This window comes from uncultured Veillonella sp. (assembly GCF_937981445.1).
In the GTDB taxonomy this organism is placed as follows: domain Bacteria; phylum Bacillota; class Negativicutes; order Veillonellales; family Veillonellaceae; genus Veillonella_A.
Genome location: NZ_CALJON010000031.1, coordinates 12,667 through 36,156 on the forward strand (window position 1 = coordinate 12,667; position 23,490 = coordinate 36,156).

The following is a 23,490-nucleotide window of genomic DNA, read 5'->3' on the forward strand; positions in this document are numbered from 1 at the left end:
TTATGCCTTATTTGATAATGGTATTTATGGTTAGGATTTTTGTTATTTTATGGGATTCTTAAATTTGAAAAAAGTAGTTTGACTTAGTTGTATCTTTTTCTAAAGTGATTGTTAGATATACAATTTGAGCTCTTCTATAGGAGATAAAGAGGATAGCTTACGGTTTTGTTGGCAAATATGTGCCTGGTAATTTAGATAGTATACAATATAATATATTTTGCATTAATCATAATTGTTAGTTAATTCATTTAATTAATCAGTTGTATAAGATTAAAATATAATATCAATAGAGTTTTATGAAAAATTAAAAATGAGAAAATGGAAGAAAATAACATGAAATAAGTGTAAATTATAATATGGTGAAAATAATTAAAAATTTTAAAATATAAATATAATATTTGATTTATTTTGTCAAATATGACATTATGTTAATAAATAAATGATTGCAAAGAATAATATTCATGATATTTTTGCAATTATTTGTTGGTGTTAATTAAATGATTTAAAAAGTTAGTGTTGTTTTTGTTTTCTGTAAATTGTGTTAGTTTTATATTTTATATTTTCCTAAGGGTAATAATAGGATAAATATAAAATATAAAATGAAGCACAGGGGAAGTTACGGAAAGGTTCTTGTATTAAGGCTAATGAAAGGATAGCTGTATAAAATCACATAGGTAGGAGACTTAGTGTAATCCATGAAAGGGGCATGTCTTATGAGTAAGAAGTCTATGGCGCTTATGGTGGCGTCCTTAATTACAGGATCATTATTATATCCTTGGGGTCAAGGTCTAGCAGCAGATTTAACAACAGAGCAACAGGCTGTGTATGATGCGGTGATGGAAAAGTTACAAGGGACTGATTCAATTGAGTATGTATCTGTTAATGGGGCTACTGCTACCGATACTAATAAAGATAATAAGGGCGCCACGAAGATGGGGGGCATTGCTATTGGTGCGAATGCGTCGAATCAAGGCTCGTACTCTTTAGCAGTAGGTCATGGAGCGAATATTACTACTGGTGGCAGTGGGCAAATTGCGATTGGCTATAAGGCGACTACCTTAGGCGGCAGTAGTACTATTGCTATTGCTATTGGACATATGGCGACAGCTAAAGAAGGTATGGCCATTGGTTATGATTCCTACAGTGATACTTCTACAAGCCTTGCTTTAGGTATGTTAAGTAAAGCAAATAAGCAGAGTAGCGTATCTGTTGGTTATATGGCAGTATCTAATGATAAGAGTACAGCGCTTGGTAATCATGTTGAGTCTTATGGTGGAGATTCAACGGCTATCGGCAGTTATGCACGAGCTTATAAAGGAAAATCAATAGCTAGTGGGCATCAAGCTGCAACTTATAGTAAGAACTCGATTGCGATTGGTTCTCAGGCTACAGTGTATGCTGATAATTCTAAATATGTACTTAGTAGAGACTACGAACAGCTTAGTGAAGAAGAGAAAGCTAATTATGCATTAGATCCAGAATATATTAATCAAGGAGGAAAAAGATATTATAAATTAGGTGAAGATACTTATGGCATAGCTATGGGGTATAAAGCTAAAGTTAAAGCTACAAATGGCTTAGCTATAGGTAAAATGGCTGTGGCGAATAAAGAAGGTGGTGTTGCTTTAGGCTCAAACTCTGTAGCTCGTATAGAAGCTGGTGTAATGGGATATGACCCTAGTACTGGAAAGGATAGCACTAAAGACACGTCAACATGGAAATCTACACTCGGTGCGCTTTCTCTAGGTCATGAAGCACCATATAATGGCAAAATAGGCACTAGACAAATTAATTATGTTGCAGCTGGGACAAACGACACTGATGCAGTTAACGTAGCACAATTGAAGTTATTACGTGAAGCAGGTCTTAATTTTAAAGGCGATTCACCAGATGTATTACATCGAGGTCTTAGTGAACAATTAAACATCGTTGGCGGTGCTACCATTGCAGACTTGACTGATAATAACATTGGTGTAGTCGCTGATGTAGATCCTAGCGATAATACTAAGATTACAGGCTTACGCGTTAAATTGGCTAAGAACTTAGCGCTTACTGATGGCAGTGTAGCTTTCGCAGAAACTGCAAAAGATGCTGATGGTAATTTATTAGTAAAAGGGCAAGACGGTAATTGGTATACAGACTTAACGGATGCTGTATATGATGAAGATTCTAAATCCTATACAAAAGATAATGCCACTATAAGTCCAGTAGAACAACCAAATGTAGGCGCTGTAAAATTATCCTCTACAGGCTTAGATAATGGTAACCAACGGATTACTAATGTGGCTGAAGGTACAGAAGATACTGATGCAGTTAATGTGGCACAGCTTAAAAAAGTAACGGATGAAATTAGTGATCAAGGTGGAGATGTAACAAAACTCAAAGCTGGCTTCAAAGTAGCTGCAGGGAGTGCAAAAACTGATGTAACATTAGGTGGCGATACAGCACCAACTATTACCTTTATTGGTGACGACAATGTAACAGCTACACTAAATGGTACAACTGTAAAATATGAATTAAATAAAACGGGTATCACCTCTACTTTAGGGGATACATTTGTGAAAATTGATGCATCCAACTTAACTGGTGATATGAATATTAACAATTGGAAAACTAAGTTGGGCATTACTAGTACAGCGTTAGATCAAGCTAGTGCATGGACTCTCTATACTAACAAGGGCACTGAAAAAGAATCTATGCGTACAATTTCTAAAGGTTCTATTATTAATTTTGTTGGTAGTGAAAATATCGAAGTTACGGCTACGTCCAGTGGGGCTGATGTTACTGTTGATTTGAATAAAGTCACAAAAGATAAAATTAATAAGATTGACGGTCTAGAGAGTAAAGTAAACAACATCACAAACAATGGTATTGTGACTAAAATTGAAAGTGATGGGTCTGGCGTTATCGTTACTCCTAAGGATAAAAATGACGCATCTAAAGGGGTAACAGTGGGGCTTAACGACAAAATCACTGTGGGTGGTATTACCATTGATGGTACAAAGGCAAACGGTGGGGGCACTGCTAGCCATACAATTACTGGTTTAACTAATACGACTTGGGATGGCAAGACGTTTGAGTCTGGTCGTGCTGCTACAGAAGACCAACTTCATGTGGTAGAAGGTAATATTACAAATCTTATCGACAATATTACTGACATTGCCGGTGCTACAACTATTAAAGAAGGGTATGGCAATATAAAAGCCCTTAAGACTGAAGGGAAGAATGAATATACCTTATCCTTGAATAAAGACGTAACGGTTGAAAATAGCATTTCTGTAGGTGGCAATGAATATATCACTAAGGACGGTATTAATGCGAATAACCAAGTAATTACGAATGTAGGGGAAGGTAAGTTAGAAGCTGGTTCGAAGAATGCAGCGACTGTTAATTAAGTGGTGGAAGTACGGGATCAATTAACAGAACAGATTGGTGGCGTAGCTACTGCTGTACAAAATAATGCACGTCAAATTTCCCATTTGGACTCTAAAATTAATAAAGCCGGCGCTGGTGCCGCTGCTTTGGCCGCTCTTCATCCATTAGACTTTGACCCAGATAATAAATGGAACTTCACTGCTGGTGTGGGCACATATCATGGTTCAAGTTCAGTCGCATTGGGTGCATTCTATCGTCCTAATGAAGAAACCATGTTTAGCATTGGTGGTGCTATAGGCAATGGCGAAGATATGATGAACTTTGGCGTAAGTATGAAATTTGGCGAATCCAATCCATATGCAGGTATGAGCCGTGGTCGATTGATTGAATATGTAGAAAAACAAACTAATGAAATCGATGCGCTTCGTGCACAAAATGAAACTCAAAACGAACGAATTCAAAAACTTGAAGAATTGGTTCAATCCTTAGTGGCTGGTTAAGGACCGTTAAGTCGATGGCAAGGGCAGTTAAGTAGACGGTAACGGCGTATAATTCTAGTGGCTGGTTAAGGGGATGTAATCAGCTATAAGGGGAGATAAAATTGTTTTTTCTTGAAAATAAAATTAAATTAAAAATTGCACTCGAAAAAACAAGGAGATTTAATAAACTATGAAGAATATATTATATAAGGTAGAAAAAGGGGGGATCCTATGAAAGAGGGGTAAAGGGTGAATTGTAGCAAAACTATGGGAGTATAATACAAAAGATGGAGTGCTTGTGTTGTAATATATAGTCATTGTTGCAATTAAATAGAATAGGATGCGTTGATTTTAGGTCGAATCAATTCTTAGGTATCCTATAATTAAAATTTTTCTACTATTCTAGTATGGGGCAGTGCCTCTAAAACAAAATCACAAATCATTACTAACAGGTCATGAAGGGCTCTACTGCTTGGTGTAAGACTACCGAGGGTAGAGCTCTTTATTTGGGTGCAAAGGAAGGTTCATTTCGTGTATAATTTAAAGTATTAATAGACTTGTACTTAAAAGGAGCGTATTGATGACTGGACATAATGTAATAGATAAGGGGATTCTTCCCATTTCTTTGTCGAAGCCAATTAAACTCATTGTGTCTGATGTGGATGGCACATTAGTGGATAAAGATAAATATGTAACAGCACGGACGATTAAGGCAGTCCATGCAGCTATGGAGCAAGGAATTACTGTAGCCATTGCCAGTGGCCGTGCTTGGGGTGAAATGGCAGAAGTAAAGAGCAAATTGCCAGAGATTAGACATTATATTTGTAGCAATGGGGCCGTTGTACTAAAGCATAGTGCGAACGGTACAGAAACTATATTTCATCAATCTTTTAGTAATAAAGAAGGCTTAGATTTAATTGATGAGCTCTTGCCTTTTGGCGTATATATTGAAGCCTACAGCGGTGAAACAATTTATGGCGATGGCGAGGAAATGAAGGAATTTGCTCGTCAGTTATCACCTCATTTATTGCCCCTAATTCAAGCCAGTCGCACCATGGTAGAGGGGTTACGAGAGTATATTGCTCGCACAGGCATTGAATTAGAAAAGGTGCAGATTTTTTACGGTACTGAGACTAAGAAACAAGAAGTGCTTACTCATTTTAAAGGGCGTACTCATTTTACTATTATTGAATCTAGTGAGGGAAATTTAGAGTTTGTTCAGCCTGGTATTAGTAAGGGCCGCGCAGTGGCTTCATTAGCCGAGTCATTAGGCCTTTCTCCAGACGAAGTCATGTGCATTGGGGATAGCAATAATGATATTTCCATGTTGGAATATACACCGGTATCCTTTGCCATGGGAAATGGTGAAGATACAGCTAAGGCGGTGGCTACATATATAGCGCCGACCAATGAAGAAGAAGGCGTTGCAGTAGCCATTGAAGCTGTAGTGGCGGCCAACTCTAATTGTCAGCGGTAGCTGTAACGCGTTTTAATTATAGAAGTAACCGCAGTCAGTTGTAATTGACGGCAGAAGTGATACCGCGTTCTAGTTATAAGCAGTACAGCATCAAGCTTTAGGTGGTGCTAGAAATTGCTCATGCAAGCCTTTGGTGAAGCTGTAAAAGAGTCATGTGCTGGGGGACATTATGAGATTTTATATAGAGCCAGATCGCTGTGTCCATTGTGGTGCTTGTGCTCTGGAGTGTGAATATAATAGTATAGACGATAATCGGCAAGAAAATTATTTTATAATTCTACATAATTGTGTGGGGTGTGGTGACTGTTATGAAATATGCCCCGTAGGAGCCATTGTTCGTATTGAAAATCAATAGTAACTCCAAAAGGGTTGAATATAAAGCAAAGATAATCAATTAAAATCAGAAAATTACGTTAATATGGAGTAGCAACAAGAAAATAATCCATAAGGGTAATTGACATAAAGTATCATTTACTATAAAATATTTGTGGTAATAAATTAAATAGGCTGTTTTGTTACTAGATATATTGATAGCGAAACAGATAATACAATAATTATAAATTAAAGTGATGCTAAGTAGCATTTGGAAAAGAATATCAGGAAAGCCAAAAGTTGGCCTCGTTTAAAGTTATTCAATTTTGGATAACTTAGGTTTAGTGTAGAAACGAAATGAGGAATTTTTGTATGAAGCGCGTCGATTCGACGGCGAATGGAATGGACCTGAGCAATGTACCAAATGTTACAAAACATCGCACTGATATAATAGGCAGTTGGGCTGTAACAGGTCTGACTGCCTTTTTGTTGTTTGTCATAGTGTTGGCCATTGCCTTAGGAAGTGTGGTAATTCCAGCTGGGGATGTTATGAACATTATTATGGCGAAATTAAGTGGTACTGATGTACATCATATAGCGCCCGCTATAGTGGATATTGTGTGGGATATTAGGGTGCCAAGAGTTATGTTAGCTGCCTTAGTAGGTGCTGGTTTAGCTCTTTCAGGGACAATTATGCAGGCATCAGTACAAAATCCATTAGCCGAACCATTTATATTAGGGATTGCCTCTGGGGCCTCGGTAGGGGCTGTAGTGGCTATATTGTTGGGATATGTATTAGGCGCTGCTAATGTGGGTGTTCCTATTTGGGCCTTTGGTGGCGCTATTATAGCTACCTTAGGGGTGCTTATGTTAGCAGGCATGGGGAAAAAGATTTCCACTGTAAAGTTAGTGTTAGCTGGTGCTGTGGTGAGTGCGTTGTGCACAGCATTATCTAATTTCATTATTTATATGGCAGGCGATGCAGAAGGCATGCAAAGTGCAGCATTTTGGACGATGGGGTCATTAGCAGATGCTAAGTGGTCGATGTTATTATGGCCAATTTTAGTGGTTGCTGGAATGAGCCTTTATTTTTTATCCCAAGTGAGAGCCTTAGATGCTCTATTATTGGGGGAAGAAATGGCCATTACTTTAGGGATTAATGCGACGCGAAAACGGTACATTTATATGGCCTGTATCGCTTTCTTAACAGGTGTACTCGTGTCACAGTGCGGCATCATCGGTTTTGTGGGGCTTGTTATTCCTCATATGTCGCGTAATTTTGTTGGCGTAGGGCATAAGCGCTTACTCCCCGTGGTTATTTTGGGTGGCGCTAGCTTTCTTGTGTTAGCAGATTTGTTGTCTCGTGTATTATTGCCTGCAGGCGATTTGCCTATTGGCATTTTGACGGCCCTATTGGGGGCGCCGCTCTTTATGAAGCTCTTGTTTGGTAGTAGTAAGAATTTTGGGGCTTAGAGAGGAGCGGACGATGCAAACAATACAAATTGAAAATGTAAGCTACGCCATTGATTCCGTTGAGATTTTGAAAAATCTATCGTTGACTGTGCCGGCACAGAAATTTGTGGGTCTCATGGGGCCTAATGGCTGTGGCAAATCCACATTACTTAAACATTTATACCGAATATTGCCTGTGCAACAGGGGCGCATTTTATTTGATGATACGCCTATTGAATCCATTCCTTTACGGGAAGCGGCACAGAAAATTGGCGTTATGGGACAATTTCATACGGTGAATTTTGATTTTACCGTATGGCAAATTGTGATGATGGGACGCACGCCCTATAAAAAAGGTTTTGATGATGATACGGAAGAGGATATGCACCTAGCTAGTGAAGCACTTCGAAGGGTGGGCATGTTAGATCGAGCAAAGCGAAGCTTTAATTCTTTGTCTGGTGGGGAACAACAGCGTGTTATGTTGGCCCGGGTGTTATGCCAAGAACCGGACTATTTAATTTTAGATGAGCCTACAAACCATTTAGATATCACGTATCAGTTAGAGCTTTTAGAAGTTATTAAAGGCTTGGGCGTTGGTGTTATTGCAGCGCTTCATGATTTGAATTTGGCATCACTATTTTGTGATGAAGTTTTTATTATGAAACAAGGCACGCTCGTTACACACGGCACACCGGCTTCGATTATTACAGAAGATCTTATAGAGGCGGTGTACGAAGTACAAAGCCAGGTAACTCATAATGATGAGGGTATTCCTATAATTACTTATGGGCGACAGCCTTTGCGGCATATTACTACACCATCCTTTGGGAAAGGAGGGGCGCCCCTATGATATCGACTTGGGAGCGTTGGAGTCGCCGTCTTATTGGTACTGTTAGCCTCATGGGGCTGTTGGTTCTCGCGTGGTTTTCTTTTACGAATGGTCATTGGCAAGTGATTGGACAAGGTCCTGAGACGGAAAGTGGCATTGAAATAGAAAATGTAGACAGTGATGGCAATCCATTGCGTTTTGTTTATAAAGAAGCACCGCGCCGTGTGATTAGCACATATCCAGGGGCCACGGAATTACTCATTGATTTGGGACTACAGGACCGAATTGTAGGTACTGTAGCGCCTTATGGGGAAGAGCCTGCCCGGTACGCAGAGGTCTACAGTAGTCTGCCTTTGTTGACTACAGCTTATGTGCCAAGCCGAGAACAAGTATTTGTGAAGGAACCTGATTTGATTTTGGGGTGGTCGCATCATTTTACGCCGGCTAGTCTCGGCGATGTGCGCCAGTGGTATGACCGGGGCACGGGCATTTATATAGTGCCTGCTACGATTCGTAAAAATGCCCCTACTTTAGAATCAACTATATATCCTTTTATTGATGACATGGGGCGCTTATTTAATGTGCCTCTTGTGGCAAGTGCCTATAAAGGACAATTGGAGCAGCGCGTTCAAGCCGTTCTCAATCGTGTGGCAGCGCGTGATCATAAACCTAATGTCCTCATTTTACAAGCTCATGGACATAGTACATATAGTCTCTATGGTCCGGTGTATCTCGTTGATGACATTGTAAAAAAGGCGGGTGGTCATAATATGACCAATCGCCAAATATCTATTGTAGGGCCTGAACGTGTGTTGGCGTTTGATCCCGATATGATTGTGTATGTGACTGTAAGCCAAGGGGCGAAGTCTTTATCAGACGAAGCCGCTATTGCAGAGCTTAAGAATGATCCTAATTTAGCCAGTATGCGGGCTATTAGGGAGGGCAAGATTATTGCCGTGCCTTTTGCTGATGTAAATAATGGTAATGGTCGTGTTGTTGATGCCTTAGAGAAAATTGAAAAAGGTATTGAGGAGGAATTATAAAATGAAATTAACACATCCTGTTGTTCGTGGACGTTTGACTAAAGCTGTAATGGCAGCCTTTGTATTGACTGCCAGTGGTTCTGCTTGGGCCTATGCGGCTGATGCGGATTCCAATGTATATGATTTAGGTGAAGTGCTAGTAACTGCCAATCGTATGACAGAGAAGAAAATTGATGTGCCTGCTGATACAACAGTGATTTCTGCAAAACAAATTGAAGACGGCAATTATGATAGCGTATCGGATGCTTTAAAAGCGAATAATGTACCAGTTGTACAAAAAGGTTTTGCAGCCTATCCAGAATTAAATGGTGATACTCGTGTGCTAGTGATGGTTAATGGACGAAAAATCACTTGGGAGCACCTAGTTGTATCTGGTTCTAATAACTCCATTGATATTGACCAATTGCCAATTGAAAATGTAGAGCGTATTGAAGTTGTTAAAGGCCCTAATTCCTCCTTATATGGTGAAAAGGCTGTAGCCGGCGTTATTAACATTATTACTAAGCAAGGTATTGAAGGACAAGAAACTAAAGTTCGTGCTGAAGTGGGTACTTGGGGGCATCAAAAAGCAAGCATCGTAACCCAAGGGGGCGATGAGAATGATGCATACTTTGTAAGTTATAGCAAAGAAAAACAAAAGAGCTATGAATACAAGGATAATCGTGGTAATCATCATGTGTTCCCTGATAGCACCATCGATCGTGATACCTTTACGGCCCGTTATGACCATTACTATGCAGAAGATCAATTAAGCTTAGACTTCTCCTATAGTAATCGAAATGATGGCTTTGGTATTTATCTCAGTGATCCATTAAATGGTACACCTTATGGTGCTGGCATGAAGAATAAAACTATTGATGCTAGCTATGGTGCTACTTATTATTTCGGCTCTGGAAATGATACTTTTATCCGTACGTACCGCAATACAGAAAAATCCAATGCACCATTTGCAGGCACTCCATATAACCATGATCTAGCTATGTTTGGTGTAGAAGGCCAGAAGACTTGGCATATTGATGACCATACTTTAATTGGCGGTGTAACCTATAATCGTGAATCCATCGATGAAGAAAATGAAGGTGTAAGTTTCAATAAAAATGCCAATACTAAAGCGGCTTACTTAGAAGATAAGTGGGAACTTGGCAATGGCTGGACAGCTAATCTTGGTACCCGCTATGAGCATCACAATGAATTCGGTGGGGACTGGGCATCTCATGTGGGCATTAATAAGAAATTAGATGATCGTACCCATGTATATGCATCTTGGGGACAAGCAGTAAATAATCCGACCTTGAAGATGATGTATGCGAACTCTCCATATTGGATTGGGAACCCTGATTTGAAACAAGAACGTTCTTACACATATACCCTCGGTGTTGATAGCCAAGTAAATGACCGTTTAAGCGTATCAGCTAGTGTGTTTGAAAGTCATTTAAAAGACGCCATTGATTGGGAATGGAATACAGCGATTAGCCGCACTGTTTATTACAATGTAAACAAGGAAGAACGCCAAGGTCTTAACCTCAGCGCTACGTATAAATTAGATGATGCTTGGAAAGTAAAAGGTTTCTACAATTTCTTGCGTCAAAAAGTAGATAGCGGCAATGGCATGAATGCCGATGCGAAAAACCGTCATCCTAATACATATGGTTTAGAACTTACCTATGAAAAGAATCGTTGGAGTGTTATCAATACCCTCCAATATGTAACGGGTCGCTCTACAGCTTACTTCACAGATTCCAAATACTTCACTTGGGATATGAATGTAAACTATAAACTCAACGAGTCTACTAAAATCTACGCCCAAGGATTTAACTTAACTGACGAATCTTATGAAGTAGAACCTTATAGCACACCAATTGGTGCTTATGCAATGCCTGGTCGTCATTATGTAGTGGGTGTTGAACATAAATTCTAATCTCATCATAATGTATAGATATTGATTTCATAGTCGCTTGATTCATATTGATAATGATTGATTACAGAGCAGAATGATTGCGTAGTTGTTTGATTTATAGCTGGGTAATAATTAATTACAGAGCAGAATGATTACATAGTAGATTATTTCTGACTTGGTAGTGACTGATTACTTTATGTATTCATCGTGATGAGTAGTATAAAAAGTCTGGTGCGGCTTAGCCGCATCAGCTCCACAATATTGTCTAGGATGCTAGGCTGTTAGTTTTTAAGATATATGAATAAGAAAAGAGGAAAAATAATGGAAATAGTAGAGTTATTTCATCAAGGTGGCTTAGTAATGTATCCTTTATTACTTTGCTCCATCATTTCAATTGCAATTTTAGTAGAACGTTTACGCACATACAGTGCAGCAAAATCCAATATGGATAAACTGCGTGAAGAGATTCCTCAGTTGACCGCAAAAAATGATATGAATGGGCTAGAAGCCTTATGCGCTGAAGATGGTGGCGTTGCTTCTGAAATGTTAACTGCAGCGATTCGCCGTGAAAGTATTAAATCTAAGAGCGCCGCTCTTCAAGGGGCTGCTGGGGCCATTGCAGGGCGCCTTCGCTCTCGTTTGAATTATTTAGAAACTATCGTTACCTTATCGCCTTTACTTGGGTTATTAGGCACTGTAACCGGTATGATTAGCTCCTTCAGTGTTCTTTCTGTATCTGATGGACAACCATTTGCTATTACTGGCGGTGTAGGCGAAGCATTAATTGCGACAGCTACTGGTTTATGTGTGGCCATTATTGCGCTTGTTATTCATGCGTATTTAGTACAAAAACAAGATAAATTGATTACTGATATGGAAGAAATTAGTAATGTGTATATGAATTCAGCTGCTGATATAGCATAAAAAGGAGTTAAGTATGCAACTTAGAAGTTTGAGAACTACTAATAAGTCTAAGCTTATGATCATTCCGATGATTGATATTATCTTCTTCCTGTTAGTATTCTTCATGATGAGTATGCTATCCATGGTAGTACAGCGTTCTATGCCAGTTAATTTACCGACTGCATTAGCCGGTGCGGTAGATATTCAGCGCAAGATTCCTATTACAATTACTGCTGACGGCAGCATTTATGTAGAACAAGATAAGATGGACCTTAATGGCATGGTGAAACGTCTGCAAGTAGAGAAGGCTAAAGGGGAAGATATTACCATTATTTTACGTGCCGATACAAAGGCCCAATATGGTGAATTTGTGCAAGTCTTAGATACATTAAAGACAATGCAATTAACGAAGATTGCGGTAGCAACAGAAAGTAAGTAGGTGATGTAAATGGAAGATACAGCAGTGCGTGATAAACATGCGGCCTCGCCATTTGCTCATATTTATAAAGACCGTTGGAAAATGGCCATTACTAGCTCTCTTGTAATTAATTTTGCGTTAGTAGCAGGTCTTGTGTGGTCCTTGACTCATACGCCTGCAGTGGTGCCAGATACAACGCCGGTGTCAATTAGTCTCATTGGAGATTCGCCTAATGCAGGTGGCAATGGGGGACCACAAATTGCGGCACCTCAGAAATCTAATATTGCGCCACCACCGCCATTGACAGCACAAGAATTAGAAGATGTAAAAAATGGTGTGCCTGTAAAGCAGTTAACTGAAACCGTAGCACCTAGTATGAGTCAAGGCGCTACGCCAGTTTCTAGTGGTGGTGCTAGTACGGCGACCGGCGGTGGACAAGGCAGTGGGATTGGTACGGGCACTGAAGAAGGACGCCAAGGTGATCCTAATGGCTCTGAAGACGGTGTCTTAGGCGGTAGTGCCAATGGTGTGGTACAAGAAGATGTAGTTATTGCACCAGAATACTTAGGACCTACCAATATTGAAGGTGATGCTCCTGGTGCTGTAACCGTACATTTTACTATTGACTCTGATGGTAATGTAGCGGCTGCAAGCATTAGTAGTAGCAGTGGTAGCCGTACCTATGATCGTAAGGTACTTGGCATTGTGCGCTCTGCTAGCTTTTCACCTAAAACAATTAATGGAACGGCCGTGTCTTCACAGGCTACTTTGACATTTAGGCCTAATTAAGAGAAGTCAAAATTTTTTTGTGTTTTGTATAGGGTGTTTTTATTGAGTGGGTGTAGGTTAGCCCTGTTATGGAGGTTTCAATGAAACAGACTCATAAGTATATGAGCCGAGCTATATTAGCTACGTTGGTAGGTACTATGGCAACAACTGTGTGGGCCGCTGAGGAAACGAATACGGCGGTATATGATTTAGGGGATGTTATGGTGACGGCTAGTCGATTGGCAGAAAAGAAAATAGATATTCCTGCCGATACTACGGTCATTAGCGCTAAACAGATTGAGCAAGGTAATTATAGTAATGTTTCAGATGCTTTAAAAGCTAATAATATACCAGTTATACAAAAAGGCTTTGCCGCCTATCCAGAACTTAATGGTGATACTCGTGTTCTTGTGATGGTGAATGGTCGTAAGATGAACTGGGACCATTTAGTAGTATCTGGGGCTTCTAATGCGATTGATATTGACCAAGTGCCAGTAGATAATATTGAGCGTATTGAAGTAGTAAAAGGACCTAACTCTGCACTTTATGGTGAGCGTGCTGTTGCGGGGGTTATTAATATTATTACGAAGACACCCGCAGAAGGTCAAAAAACGATGGTGCGTGGTGAGCTTGGATCTTGGGGGCATCGCAAAGGCACTATCATGACTGAAGGGGGCGACGAAAAGCAAGGCTATTTTGTAAGCTATACTAAGGAACGTCGTGATAATGTGCATTATAAAGATGTGAATGGTAATAGACATGAATTCCCTGACACATATATTGACCGTGATAAGTGGACTGCGCGCTATGATCGCTACATTGGAGATGATCAATTAAGTTTAGATTTTAGCCGCATTGAAAAAGAAGACGGCTATGGTATTCGCTTAAAGAATCCATTAAAGGGCATTGTTACTGGGGCAGGCAATGTTAAAGATACAGTGGATATGAGTTATGGCATTACCTATAATTTTGGCATCGATTCTGGGACTTTTATTCGTGCCTATAGAAATACAGAAACTAGCGAATCCGGCTTTGGCTCAGGTTCTTCAGCGAGTTCTTACGGCCATGATTTATCCATGGACGGTTTAGAAGGACAAAAGACCTGGACCTTGGGAGACCATACTTTGATTAGTGGTCTTACTTACAATCAAGAGCATATTAAAGAAGAAAATAATGGTGTAGCCTTTGATAAATCTATGATTAGCAAGGCCGTATATGCTGAAGATAAATGGGAATTAGGTTCTGGCTGGACGGCTAATTTGGGTACGCGTTATGAACATCATGATACCTTTGGTGGCGATTTTGCTTCGCATATAGGATTGAATAAAAAGCTCAATGACCATACGCATGCCTATGTGTCTTGGGGACAAGCGGTCAATAATCCGACACTTAAGATGTTATATGCCAATACAGAATTCTGGCGAGGTAATCCTGATTTGGAACAAGAGAAATCTCAAACTGTTACATTAGGGATTGACAGTGCCGTAAATAATCGATTAACGGTGTCAGCGAGTGTGTTTAAGAGTCGATTAAAAAATGCACTCTCTTGGGTAAATGGTTATGATGGACCTGATAATACGTATATTCCAGGTTATTATGAAAATGTAAATCGTGAAAAACGGCAAGGTCTTAACTTAAGCGCTACGTATAAATTAGATGATGCATGGCGACTTAAAATGGGCTACAGTTATTTAAAAATAAAACAAGATGTAGGTAATGGCTATGTGAATGACAGCAATAATCGCCATCCGAATCGCTACAGTGTAGAGCTTTCCTATGAAAAGAATCGTTGGGCCGTGAATAATTTATTCCAATATGTAACTGGTCGCTCTGAGTCAAAATATTCAGACTCTTCCTATTTTGTGTGGGATGTGAATATAAATTACAAACTCAATGAGTCAACAAAAATTTATGCACAGGCGTTTAACTTAACGAATGAATCTTATGAAGTAGAGCTATCCACAACTATTGGTTCCTATGCGATGCCAGAGCGCCATTATGTAGTGGGCGTAGAGCATACTTTCTAAGTCGTATACTGTTTCAAAGGCAAGACAATATTGTATAACATTATATGTTACGAGTATTACAGAGAAACACACGGCGTATTTAAGTCGTGTGTTTTTTTAGGTACATAAGATTTTGGAGCCATATATAGCATGTCCCTTTAGATATGATGTTTAGTTTTTTAGATTTGCCATTTAGTTTTTATACATATGATGTTTTAAGTTATATGAAAAAAGATGTTTTAAGTTATATGAAAAAAGAGGAGAAATATTGTGAATAACAGTAAGATGAATGCTGCGTGGCGCAGCAAACGATTAAAAGCACAGATTATGTGCGCTTTAGTATTAGGTGTGTGGTCTATGGCGGCAGTGGGAACTCCTGTAGGGGCTGCTGATGAGGAAGTCTATAACTTGGGCGAAGTGATTGTGACTAATGCACAACCACCGGCTCCGCAGAGTGAAGCGCCTGCCGTAGGGGATGCAACGTATGCTGGCGGGCAAGTTGCCCGTAGTAGTACTATTGGTATGTTAGGTAAAAAGGATTTCTTAGATGTGCCATTTAATATTACCTCTATTACAGAAGAAACGATTCAAAATCAGCAGGCTACGAATATTATTGATGTGACGTCAAATGATCCTTCCGTGACAGATCTAACCTTGTCGGGGGCTTCTAATGCTTGGAGTATTCGCGGTTTTAAAACTACACAACAAGATGTGCAGTTAAATGGTATATATGGCGTAGCTCCACGTTATTATACGGGCGTTGAATATCTTGAAAATGTAGAAATCTTGAAGGGCCCTAGTGCTATGCTCAGCGGTATGGCGCCGAATGATACAGTAGGTGGTGTGATTAATTATGTAACAAAGCATGCTGGATCTGAAGATAAAAATACGGTTACTTTGACTTACGGTGAAGGGCATCAATTCACGCAACAACTGGATATGAGTCGTCGTTTTAATGATGGTAAATATGGCGTGCGTCTCAATGTGCTTAATCGTGGTGCACAAGAAGATGCCTATGAAGGAGAATCAAATAGTGCCAATACAGTGGCGTTAGGGCTTGATGCGAAAGGGGAACGTTGGAGGAGTTCATTAGATTTAGGCTATATTTACAATGACATTGAAGATCCACAATACCAAGTTACTATGTCACAGGCAACAGCTAATAAGTTGACATCATTGCCAGGTGTAGCTGATGATGCCAAATTCGGTGCCCCTGGGACCTATCGTCGTTTGACTGAAAAATATTTTCTTTGGAAGGGCGAATACGATTTAGATGATACTTGGAGTGCTTGGGCTGCTTTCGGCATGCGTAATACATCGCAGGACAGTTTGTCGAATCGTTTCTTATTAAATAATGTAAATGGCAACGCCAAGGTTACCTATGTACATAATCGCCAGATTAATAAGGCGATTTCCAGTGAAATCGGCGTGCGTGGCCATGTTCAGACCGGCTCCTTGGACCATGAAATTAGTGTGGCTGCCTCCCAAGTTCGCTATAAAGTATTTGAAGATAAGCCGAAAGTAAGCGATACGTATGTGACAAGTGTGTACAGTCCAGCTTGGCAGAATTTTACAGATGGTAGCTTTGGTCCCTATTTACTTCGCGATAACCGCGTACAACAAAGTGTGGGCATTAGCGATATTATGACTACGGCAGATAAAAAGTGGAATTTTATTGTTGGCGGGCGCATTCAAAATGTGAAGGACACGTCCTATACATATAATGGAACTAAAGTAAAAAGCGCCACCACATATGATGAAACTGCCTTTACACCAACCTTTGGTATTGTGCATAAACTAAATAACCGTACCTCTTTGTATGCAAACTATGCGCAAGCTCTTTCTTTAGGTGAGATAGCACCAAGTGGCACTGAAAATTCTGGTGAAGTATTTGCTCCATATAAAACGAAGCAATACGAGGTGGGTGCTAAATTTGACTTTGGCAAATTAGCTACTACTATTAGTGCCTTTACTATGGATAATCCAAGTTTCATTACTACTGATGCAAATTACTATGAATTGGCTGGCAAACAGCGTAATCGCGGCATTGAAGTAAGTGTGTTTGGTGAGCCTCGCGAAGGGACTCGTATCTTAGGCGGTATTACCTTTATGGATGCGAAATATCGCACCTTAGCGTCTACGTATGCTAATTATGAAGGGAATCAAGCCACAGGGGTTCCTCGTTGGAGTGCCGTAGTTGGCGTGGATCAAGATATTAAATCTGTAGAGGGCTTAGCGGTTACTACTCGCCTGACCTATAATGGCAAGGCTTATGTAAATATGGCCAATACCCTCAGCACTAGCGCGTGGGTTCGTTGGGATTTAGGGGCTCGCTATCAGTTCAACTGGAATCAAACGCCTGTGACTGTGCGTGCCAATGTGTATAATGTGCTTGATACTGTAAAATGGCGTGCCTTGCAAGGCAGTACGACAAATGCTATCTATCTTGGTAAAGGGCGTACCTTCACCCTTTCTGTGTCGGCTGATTTCTAACGGGAGTGATTCATGAATTGGTATAGACAGCCTGGGCTATTGGGGCTAGCTTTATTAGTTCTATTGCTTGTGTTGGGGGGATTCTCTCTTACTGTAGGAGCCCGACCTATAAGTGGCACAACTATCTGGAAAGCGCTGACTGCATATGACCCAACACAGGTGGAGGAATTATTGATTCAAACCTTGCGTTTGCTACGCCTGTTATTAGGTATTTTTTGTGGAATTAGCTTTGCCGTAGCAGGTTGTTTAATGCAAGGTATCACAAATAACCCCATGGCAAGTCCTTCTATTATGGGTATTAATTCAGGGGCTGCGTTGGGGCTAGCAGTGGCAATGATTATCTTTCCTGAAGCAAGCCTTAATGTGATGATTATCTTTGCCTTTTTAGGCGCAGCTCTTGCTACAATGAGCATTATGGCCTTAGCCAATCGTCAAGGCGCCAATATGTCACCAGTCTTTTTAGCCCTAGCGGGAACAGCGGTGAGTGCTGTTTTGTTAGCCATCACACAAGCTTTAGTCGTGTATTTTGATGTGGCCCAAGATTTGAGCTATTGGACGGCAGGTGGCATCAGTGGCGTGCTAATGCCTCAAGTTCTGCTCTTAGGACCATGGACTGTAGTGGGCGTAGGGCTGGCGGTCTATTTGTCAAAATCTATTACTTTACTTAATTTTGGTGAGGAAATGGCCATTGGTTTAGGTGGTCATATGATGCGCATCCGCGTCTTAGCCAGTGTGGCAGTGCTCCTATTATGTGGTTCGGCCGTGGCTGTTGCAGGGCCCATAGGTTTTGTAGGGCTTATAACGCCTCATATGGGGCGAAAGCTCGTAGGGATTGATTATAGAAAATTAATACCTATCACCGGCTTATTGGGGGCTGTTTTAGTGGTGGCTGCTGATCTAGTTGCAAGGACTGTGGCCCCGCCACATGAGATTCCTTTAGGTGCTATTACCGCTTTATTAGGCGTACCTTTCTTCTTATATTTAGCAAACAGAAAGGGGCGATGAAGTGCGTAAGCGTACGAAGAGCTTTATTGGTTATAGTATTTTATTTTTAGTGCTCTTACTAGGATTTTTTTTCTTACATGTGAGTACAGGCTTTACCTACTTCTCTCATAGCCAATTATTGGCCGTGCTTCTTGGGCATGGTACGGCGGAGGAGAATTTAATTGTTTTTGATTTTCGCCTAGTTCGCGCTATATTAGCCGTACTCATTGGTATGGGCTTAGCTGTATCGGGCGTTTTGTTTCAACAGATTACTCGTAATGAGCTTGCTGGGCCGGGGCTGCTCGGTGTTAATGCCGGCGCTGGCCTAGCAGTGATGGTACTTATTTATGCCCTGCCAAATAATCAAGGACTTCCTATTTGGATTTTACCTTTAGTGGCCATTGCCGGGGCTTTACTAGCGTCAGGGAGTATTTATGGTTTATCTTTGCATCATGGTAAATCAGAAGGTAATTATGCACTGGTACTGAGTGGTATTACTTTGACAGCAGGGATTCATGCGGTGCAATTGCTTTTTGTGGTAAGTTTATCATCAGAACAATTCCATCAAGTAAATGCGTGGCTCATTGGCAGTATTTCAGGTACTAGCTGGGCTCATGTGAATGTTCTTTTGGTAGTGCTCATCATTTTGTTTTTCCTTGTGTATGCCAAGCGAACCACTTTGAATGTATTGGCTTTGCGCGATGAAACTGCCATTGGCCTAGGGGTAGCAATTAATAAAAGCCGCTTGCTTTTCTTGACCATTGGTGTTGTTCTTGCGGCTACCTGTGTGGCTGTAGGTGGTAGTATTGGTTTTATCGGCCTTGTGGCACCTCATATAGCACGGCGTTTAGTAGGAGCTGATTGTACTTATGTATTGCCTTTGGCGGCATTGATTGGTGGTTGGCTCTTAGTTACGGCGGATTGGATTGGCCGTGTTGTTATAGCTCCTGGTGAAATGCTCGTAGGGATTGTAGTGGCCTTAGTGGGGGCGCCGTATTTCTTATTTATTTTAGGACGAAAGCAGCGATAGTATGAGGAATAAGATGGATGAACAATTGAAAGTAGCAACAATGGCTGAGCAAGTCAATTCGAGGAAGTCTTCAAAGACTAGGCAAGATGAGCGTGATATTCAGATAGAGAATTTGCGCACTGGCTATGATAAAAAAGTCATTATAGATAATTTAAATCTCACCATCCCTCGAGGAAAAATTACTACCTTAATAGGTTCTAATGGCTGTGGTAAATCTACGTTGCTAAAGACGATTTGCCGTATTATTAAACCTATGTCAGGGTCTGTATATTTAGATGGTCAGTCCATTCATGACATTCCAACTCATGAGCTAGCTAAGAAAGTGGCTATTTTACCACAACATCCTACGGCGCCAGAGGGCCTTACTGTGAGGGAGCTTATTTCCTATGGCAGAGCGCCGTATAGAAATGGGATTTTTTCAAAAACTAGCAAGGAAGACCGTGATTATGTTAATTGGGCTATGAAAATTACTCATTTAGAGGAATTGGCGGATAGGCCTATTCACCGTTTGTCAGGTGGTCAAAGGCAGCATGCCTGGATTGCCATGGCTGTAGCTCAGGATACAGATGTCCTATTTCTAGATGAGCCCACAAGCTTTTTAGATATTGCCCATCAATTAGAAGTCTTACAATTAGTGGATTATTTAAATACAGAATTTAATAAGACTGTAATTATGGTTTTGCATGAGTTAAATCAAGCGGCTCGTTTTGCTGACCATATTATTGCGATGAAAGCAGGGACTGTGCGATTTGAAGGGACGGCACAAGAGGTTTTTACCAATGAAATGCTTCACGATGTATTTAATATTACGGCCATGATTATGCGTGATCCTGTTACAGGTTTGCCCTTCTGTATTCCCCAATATGTGGGAGGTTCACTATGAAGTGGTGGTACCGCCTTAAGATATTGCATAAGGATAATGTGTCAAACCTACGTAAGACTATGATGCGCCTACATAAGCTTATGATGTGGTGGAAGATGATTTCTCGATATGAATGTCCGAAGTGGGGGCAGACTTTTTACGTGCATAAGGCGTCAGGGATTACATATAGTGCATGTAGTGCCCTTTTAGTCTTAGCTGTGTTCACGAGTGGTTGTGCTGTGGCCGATGGGAATATAAACTCACTGCTACAAAAGAGGGCTGTTACAAAGTCTCTATTTGATGTGACTATACCTCGTTCTGATTCGCCAGAGGCGATTGATAAGGAATTAGATGCTCGCTATGAGCGGATTAAAAAGGAGACAGACGCGCTGTTTAAGGAAGAACAAGGGCGGCTTGTGTTGAAACATAAATACGGCACTACGATTCTGCCAGAGAATCCACAGCGTGTTGTGGTGATCCGTTTAGAGGATCCCATGATAGCCTTAGGGGCCCCTATGGTGGGGGCTTATAATACAGAGAGTTTTTATTTACATGAGGAATTAATTTCACAAGGCGTACAAACGATTAGCATTAATGAAGCCACAAAGGCAATTAATTTAGAGCAAGTACAAGCTTTAAAGCCGGATCTTATCTTATTAAGAGATTCGTTTGATCGCAATACTTTTAATGCATTAAGTAAAATTGCTCCCGTGGGCGCTTTGAATTTGCAAAAGTCAGAAGTGACTTTGCTAGCCTTGGGACGTATTTTGCATCGTGAAGAGCAGGCTGAGGCTCGTTTAAAGACCTATTATGAGCATGTGAAAGATTCCCGTATAGCCATTAAGGCTGTTATTGGGGACGCGCCAGTAGCATTTTTACGGATTTTAAAAAAGGAAGTGCGAATCTATCCGTATGATTCGAATGATATTAACCGCTTTATGTATGAATTATTAAATATAAAGCCAGACCCTTTGGCGATTACACAAAACGGTGCTGATTCTACAGCGATTTCTCTTGAAATGTTGCCAGAACTTCAGGCGGACTATTTGATTGTTAGTAGTGGTTATGGCCCTAGCAGTGCCGGGAATACGGAGGCTGCTGAAAAGCGCTATGAAGAGCTTCGCACAGATCCTTTGTGGCAGGTCATTCCCGCTGTAAGAGAGCAGCATATTTTAAATGTAAACCCTCTTGTTTGGAATGCTCATGGCATTATTGCTAAAGAGCGTGCTATGGATGATCTGGTGAAGTATTTTTCAAAATAGTTTGTCCATGTTGGATAAGACGTCTGTAGAAGATCGGGGGATGTACATTTAAAACTGCCTAGCTAATAAGCATTCAATTACATTTAGTAGTTTTATAGTAGTGAAGGTCTTATATTTGCTTTTTACATAGGTCTGTATTATAATTGTGGCAAATACACAAAAGAGCTAGGGGAGCCTGTAGGCTGAGATAAGTACAAGACTTGACCCTTGACCTGATTCGGATAATGCCGACGTAGGAAAGCGACTGAGAATTAAAAGTTTGATTTGTTTTGTATGTAAATAAAACTCGTACTCTAACAGCCCATCCATACGTGGATGGGCTGTTTTTGCTTGCTTTTTTGGGTGTTTAATTGGTTTTGATTATAAATTTCCATAGTATTCAAGGAGGCAATGTATGAAGGCAAAACAAATGGCAAAGGGCATGGAACAAGGTATGGCACAGGTGAATGAAGTGGATGTACATGGCGTGAAAGGGGTACCTGGTGTAAATACAGGAAAGGCTACGCAAGCGTTAGCGGACAATGGACGTATTAAAGGGGCTCATGAAATGTTACAGGCGCCACTTAAAGTAGCAAGTCAGATGCCAGCAGCTCAAGGGGCGTATACAACACAAATGGATGCGGCTCGCCGAGGTATTGTTACACCACAGATGCGTATTGTAGCGGAAAAAGAACAGATGCGTTTAGACGATTTGATGGCCTTAGTCGCTAGCGGTAAAGTAGCGATTCCAGCTAATAAACAGCATACGAGTTTATCCCCTGAAGGGGTGGGCAAAAATTGCCGTACAAAGATTAATGTTAACTTAGGCGTGTCCCCAGAGCATAATAATTTAGAGGAAGAGTTAGAAAAGGTACGCAATGCCATAGCTATGAAGGCAGAAGCGATTATGGATTTGTCTAATTTTGGTAAAACAAAAGCCTTTCGTGACCGCTTAATCGCAATGTCGACCGCCATGATAGGGACAGTGCCTATGTATGACGCAGTGGGCATGCTCGATAAAGATTTAAAGGATATTACGGTAGATGAGTTTTTTGCTGTCGTGGAACAACATGCTAAAGACGGCGTAGATTTTATGACCATTCATTGCGGTATGAATCAGAAGACCGCACAGCGCATTAAGGATAATCCACGGCTAACTAATATAGTGTCTCGTGGAGGCTCCTTGCTATTTGCGTGGATGGAAATGAATCAGCAGGAAAATCCATTCTACGAACACTATGATCGTTTATTAGACATTTGTGAAACGTATGATGTAACCTTGAGTCTTGGCGATGCATGCCGTCCTGGTTGTACTCATGATGCCACTGATGCGGCACAAATTGAAGAGTTAATTACCTTAGGCGAATTGACTCAACGTGCGTGGGACCATAATGTGCAAGTCATGATTGAAGGACCTGGGCATATGGTGCTTACGGAAATTGCCGCCAATATGAAGTTAGAAAAACGACTTTGCCATGAAGCGCCATTCTATGTATTAGGACCACTAGTGACCGATATTGCCCCTGGTTATGACCATATAACAAGTGCTATCGGTGGGGCTATTGCAGGGTCTTGTGGAGCCGATTTCCTCTGCTATGTAACGCCTGCGGAACATTTGCGACTTCCTACTGTTGATGATGTAAAAGAAGGCATTATTGCTACGCGTATCGCTGCCCATGCAGCAGATTTGGCCAAAGGAATTCCTGGCGCGCAAGCTTGGGATGATGCTATGAGTAAAGCCCGTGCTGCAGTGGATTTTGATACGATGATTCCACTGGCTATTGATCCAGATAAAGCACGCCGCTATTACGAGTCCAGTAAGCCAGAATGTGAAGGTACTTGTACTATGTGTGGTAAAATGTGCCCAGCTAGAACTATGAAGCGTATTTTGGCAGGTGAAGATGTAGATATAATGTAGTTG

The 23,490-nt window shown here is 40.8% G+C and carries 18 protein-coding genes and 1 riboswitch; all 18 genes read left to right on the forward strand.

The window, feature by feature from the left end; genetic code table 11:
* Nucleotides 1-713 precede the first annotated feature (713 nt).
* The 18 genes from Q0376_RS04870 to thiC all read left to right on the forward strand — a co-directional run bounded on the left by Q0376_RS04870 (nt 714) and on the right by thiC (nt 23,487).
* Nucleotides 714-3,395 (forward strand): hypothetical protein, encoded by a 2,682-nt coding sequence (locus Q0376_RS04870; RefSeq protein ID WP_298704765.1) that lies wholly within the window; start codon nt 714-716, stop codon nt 3,393-3,395.
* A 3-nt stretch (nt 3,396-3,398) separates the two neighbouring features.
* On the forward strand, nt 3,399-3,875 hold the full coding sequence (locus tag Q0376_RS04875; RefSeq protein ID WP_298704768.1) for a YadA-like family protein: 477 nt from the start codon (nt 3,399-3,401) through the stop codon (nt 3,873-3,875).
* A 559-nt stretch (nt 3,876-4,434) separates the two neighbouring features.
* Nucleotides 4,435-5,331, forward strand: a complete 897-nt coding sequence (locus tag Q0376_RS04880) for an HAD family hydrolase (RefSeq protein ID WP_298704770.1) — start codon at nt 4,435-4,437, stop codon at nt 5,329-5,331.
* A 169-nt stretch (nt 5,332-5,500) separates the two neighbouring features.
* Nucleotides 5,501-5,686, forward strand: a complete 186-nt coding sequence (locus Q0376_RS04885) for a 4Fe-4S binding protein (RefSeq protein ID WP_363302988.1) — start codon at nt 5,501-5,503, stop codon at nt 5,684-5,686.
* Between the two features lie 329 nt (nt 5,687-6,015).
* The gene (locus Q0376_RS04890; RefSeq protein WP_298704772.1) at nt 6,016-7,116 is read left to right on the forward strand and encodes an iron ABC transporter permease; all 1,101 of its coding nucleotides are present in this window, start codon (nt 6,016-6,018) and stop codon (nt 7,114-7,116) included.
* 13 nt (nt 7,117-7,129) lie between these two features.
* The gene (locus tag Q0376_RS04895; protein ID WP_298704774.1) at nt 7,130-7,945 is read left to right on the forward strand and encodes an ABC transporter ATP-binding protein; all 816 of its coding nucleotides are present in this window, start codon (nt 7,130-7,132) and stop codon (nt 7,943-7,945) included.
* Nucleotides 7,942-8,967 (forward strand): ABC transporter substrate-binding protein, encoded by a 1,026-nt coding sequence (locus Q0376_RS04900; protein ID WP_298704776.1) that lies wholly within the window; start codon nt 7,942-7,944, stop codon nt 8,965-8,967. The genes Q0376_RS04895 and Q0376_RS04900 overlap by 4 nt, the downstream gene beginning before the upstream one ends.
* A gap of 1 nt (nt 8,968) precedes the next feature.
* Complete coding sequence (locus tag Q0376_RS04905; RefSeq protein WP_298704778.1) at nt 8,969-10,885, forward strand: TonB-dependent siderophore receptor; 1,917 nt, start codon at nt 8,969-8,971, stop codon at nt 10,883-10,885.
* Nucleotides 10,886-11,185: 300 nt separating this feature from the next.
* Nucleotides 11,186-11,788, forward strand: coding sequence for a MotA/TolQ/ExbB proton channel family protein (locus tag Q0376_RS04910; RefSeq protein ID WP_298704779.1), 603 nt, complete (start codon nt 11,186-11,188; stop codon nt 11,786-11,788).
* 13 nt (nt 11,789-11,801) lie between these two features.
* Nucleotides 11,802-12,206 carry a biopolymer transporter ExbD gene (locus Q0376_RS04915; RefSeq protein WP_298704781.1) on the forward strand — a complete coding sequence of 135 codons (405 nt, stop codon included), beginning with the start codon at nt 11,802-11,804 and terminating at the stop codon, nt 12,204-12,206.
* A gap of 9 nt (nt 12,207-12,215) precedes the next feature.
* Entirely contained in the window at nt 12,216-12,974 is a 759-nt protein-coding gene (locus Q0376_RS04920; RefSeq protein ID WP_298704783.1) for a TonB family protein, read from the forward strand.
* Between the two features lie 80 nt (nt 12,975-13,054).
* On the forward strand, nt 13,055-14,980 hold the full coding sequence (locus tag Q0376_RS04925) for a TonB-dependent siderophore receptor (RefSeq protein WP_298704785.1): 1,926 nt from the start codon (nt 13,055-13,057) through the stop codon (nt 14,978-14,980).
* Nucleotides 14,981-15,229: 249 nt separating this feature from the next.
* Nucleotides 15,230-17,452, forward strand: a complete 2,223-nt coding sequence (locus Q0376_RS04930) for a TonB-dependent siderophore receptor (protein WP_298704787.1) — start codon at nt 15,230-15,232, stop codon at nt 17,450-17,452.
* 12 nt (nt 17,453-17,464) lie between these two features.
* Nucleotides 17,465-18,457 (forward strand): iron ABC transporter permease, encoded by a 993-nt coding sequence (locus Q0376_RS04935; protein WP_298704789.1) that lies wholly within the window; start codon nt 17,465-17,467, stop codon nt 18,455-18,457.
* Nucleotide 18,458: 1 nt separating this feature from the next.
* Nucleotides 18,459-19,466 carry an iron ABC transporter permease gene (locus tag Q0376_RS04940; RefSeq protein WP_298704791.1) on the forward strand — a complete coding sequence of 336 codons (1,008 nt, stop codon included), beginning with the start codon at nt 18,459-18,461 and terminating at the stop codon, nt 19,464-19,466.
* Nucleotides 19,467-19,479: 13 nt separating this feature from the next.
* Nucleotides 19,480-20,349, forward strand: coding sequence for an ABC transporter ATP-binding protein (locus tag Q0376_RS04945; RefSeq protein ID WP_298704793.1), 870 nt, complete (start codon nt 19,480-19,482; stop codon nt 20,347-20,349).
* Nucleotides 20,346-21,590, forward strand: a complete 1,245-nt coding sequence (locus Q0376_RS04950; RefSeq protein ID WP_298704795.1) for an ABC transporter substrate-binding protein — start codon at nt 20,346-20,348, stop codon at nt 21,588-21,590. Before Q0376_RS04945 ends, Q0376_RS04950 begins: the two co-directional genes overlap by 4 nt.
* 157 nt (nt 21,591-21,747) lie before the next feature.
* Nucleotides 21,748-21,846: riboswitch (TPP riboswitch) on the forward strand.
* A gap of 324 nt (nt 21,847-22,170) precedes the next feature.
* Nucleotides 22,171-23,487 (forward strand): phosphomethylpyrimidine synthase ThiC, encoded by a 1,317-nt coding sequence (gene thiC, locus Q0376_RS04955; RefSeq protein ID WP_298704948.1) that lies wholly within the window; start codon nt 22,171-22,173, stop codon nt 23,485-23,487.
* Nucleotides 23,488-23,490: the final 3 nt, after the last annotated feature.